General features: G+C 44.0%; 1 protein-coding gene and 1 pseudogene. Both read right to left on the bottom strand.

The features are described 5' to 3' along the window. A pseudogene (locus tag ACUVJL_RS28970) lies at positions 1–1,470 on the bottom strand (hypothetical protein); the annotation flags it as partial. Positions 1,471–1,517: 47 nt separating this feature from the next. Further along, a protein-coding gene (locus ACUVJL_RS28965) for an IS5 family transposase (protein WP_445249005.1) occupies positions 1,518–2,962 on the bottom strand; the annotation gives its coding sequence in 2 pieces (ribosomal slippage) (positions 1,518–2,380 and positions 2,380–2,962; 1,446 coding nt in all). Positions 2,963–3,059 lie beyond the last annotated feature (97 nt).

Here is a 3,059-nt window from a genome sequence, read left to right as displayed (position 1 = left end):
ATTCAACGCAGCAGCAGCAGTTCTCAGGAATATCTCACGCTGTGCCGGCTCAAGACACTCTAACAGGCGATCGCAATCCGTCGGGTCAATGTCGGGGTCATACGTGCAGCCGACATAGGTATAGATATTTTTGGGGTCATGTGGCGCAAGCGAGTGAGAGCCATCGGGATTGATTTTCAGCACCCCTTTAGTAGTGTTCAACCCATCAGGATTGATGGTATTGAGGTCTACTGCCACAGCCGAGAGTATGTAAGTGTAGACCTCTTTGAAACTGGCAGAGTTGGCGCGGTTGCAGCGATATTTCCCTTTCACCAATTCAGAGTAAGTGTTGAGCCACTCAAGGATGCGCCGCTTCTCGGTAGCCTCCGATCGCAGCTCGTAATGATTCCCGGTGAACTCAAAAAGCTGTCCTGCAATCGATACCCAAGGTGTGTCTGAGTACAGCGCATCGACAGTTTTTTGCACATAGTTTCGCTCTGGAGGCGGTGCAGTGTCTGGAATGTAGTCGTTTGCATTACTGTCATACTTCTGGCATACTACTTGTTCTCGCGTGCGCGGGTGAGGAGTTAGAGAATTTAGTAGGTCCTGGGCATTGAGTTTCTTGTCATCAATCCAATCTTTGACATCTAATCCCTGACTTTTTGGCAGATTGTCCCAAGCCCAAGATTCGGGGTAGCAGTACAGCCACTGAGCCTCGGGGAAATGCTCAAAAATTTTGGCCGCATCCTCAATCCCTGGTATGTCGCGGTCAGGGCAAATAACAACCTTCGCGCCCTGTAAATCGCTTGTGTCAGTCAATCGCCATTTTCCCGCGCCCCCAATGCTGGTGGTAGCGGCCAAACCTAAAGCCCAAAGAGCATCCGCACACGACTCGCCATCAACGATAACAATGTAGTCGCCGTTTGCGATCGCCTTTTGGACATCGGCATAGCGGTAAATCGGTATGGTGGCACGTTGAATTTTGCCCAGTCCCATTACCCAGTCGTTTTTCTCTTTGTCCCAGTGCTGTTGCTTAATATCTTTTTTGCGACCGTCACCGAAATCAATCCGACGCACCCTGACAAGTGGAGAGCCGTCGCGGTCTGAATATTCCCAGTAGCGAGTTTGTGCGGGGCGAATAGCTTTCTTTTCTTGAACGGGCGCGTAAAAGAAGTGACCGTCTTGGTCTGATTTATTGGTCACTTCCCAACCTGTAGCGGGCGGTTGGTCGCGGTTGCAAACAGACAAATTGCCGACAGAGTAGCACCAGTCTGGTTTGCCACAGTGCGGGCAAAGATTTGACTTGGTTACACGAACAAGATTGCGGGTACTTGAAAACTGCCCGTTCATCGGGTTATTATTGTCGTACATGAATTTTGCTCGCCCATAGCGAGTTTGATTACCAAAAACCGTTGCGATGTAGGTTCCAATTACTGGCAGCGGTTTTTTGGCGTTTACATGGGGCTTGCTGAAAAAGTGAGAAAACAGCATTTAGAAAGATGAGTGAATTCGAGTTCTCCTCGGCAATATAAGTTTTGTCAATTGTGTTCTGGCGAAACATAGCTTTTACCAATGATTGAAGCCAAAAAACATGAAAAAAGGTTTTTGTTATGAAATAGACCGAAAAAAAGCCAAAAAGCCTGCCGTAGCAGGGCAGAAAGATTCATCACCAGAAAAGTTATTGCGATGCTTGTTTCAGAAGTATTATCAAGTTTAGCCATCACTCTACCGAGGCTAAATCTTCTTTTAGCTTCTCCAAATTTTCCCTCAATTAAGTTACGAATTCTCTCGTCTGATTGAGCTTGTTTTTTCATTGTTTTGCTCAGATTTTTGGGAGGTCTTCCTAGACGGACACCACTCATTCTTATGCCGAGTTCTTTGCACCAAGCTCTATTTTCTTCTGTTCGATATATCCGATCTACATGAATTGATTCAGGATAAAATCCGGTAAATTGTTTAAATGCTTCTACTTGTCTTTTAAGGTCTCCTGATTCGTTGAAGTTATCCCAACTAATTCGGTCTAAAAATACGTACCCATTTCGACAACTGGCTGACAGTTTTGCCCCGAATTCAACGGATTTCCCGGCTTTCCCTCTGACGATGGGGCGGATGTGTGGTTGCTTTAAACATACTATTCTGTCGGGAATAGTATGTTCTTTATTTTCATACATTGACAACTGTTGACGGTAGACTTCTGCCACTACTAACAGCATTTTATAATGAGATTTAGTCAGTAACTGTAGAGCGCCCATTCGCTCTATATTCGCCAAATTTCTTTGGATGTATTGCAGTTGTTTTTTAATTACTTTTCTTCTTTCTTTTTGTCGTGGTTTGCGTTTTTTTGCTATGGTTAGGTATTCTTTCCTGGCTCGGTTTCGATATGTCCTCGGTTTTTTTTTACGGGTGACTTAATTTGATTGTGTAGAGCATCTATGATTTTTTCTGTATGTTCTCTTGCTTGATTTAATAGTCCTAAGTCGGTTGGATATTTAATGTCGGCTGGCGTACAGGTTGCATCTAATATTAATTTTCCTTGATTTTTGGGTTCACTTATTTCTGATGGCTTTTTTTCGACGATAACTCCTGGCACTTCGGTCTGCTCTTTGACCATTTTTTCATTAATTTTATTGACTAGGTTGACTCCTATTCTCTCCCTAAAATGAACAAACATGGATGAATCAAATGGTGCAGCATCACTATAGGTTGTCATGCCTATAAAGTATTGTAGGTATGGGTTTTCTCTTATTTGTTCTAGCGTTTCTTTGTCGCTGGTTCCTAGCCTTTCTTTAATTATTAATGCCCCCAATGCCATCCTAAATGATTTGGCAGGCGCTCCTGTAGATACTGTAAAATTTTCGGCATATTCATCTTCAAATTCTGACCACGGAATTATTTTTGCCATGATTACCCAACGATTATTCTCTGATAATTGCCCCTGTCCGTGAAGGTCAAAGTTGGAAGGTGGGGTTGGGGCCCTAGTCAACTTTTCGGTACATGAACGAAAGTGCTGCTGTGCATGGCTTTTGACTAATTTTAGCTCATAGTCTTACACATTGTCAACGCCGAACGCGAGTCAAAGT

Source organism: Microcoleus sp. OTE_8_concoct_300, from assembly GCF_031383065.1.
GTDB lineage: Bacteria > Cyanobacteriota > Cyanobacteriia > Cyanobacteriales > Microcoleaceae > Microcoleus.
The sequence above is the reverse complement of the archived record's forward strand: the minus strand, read 5'-3'. Positions and strand labels throughout refer to the sequence as shown.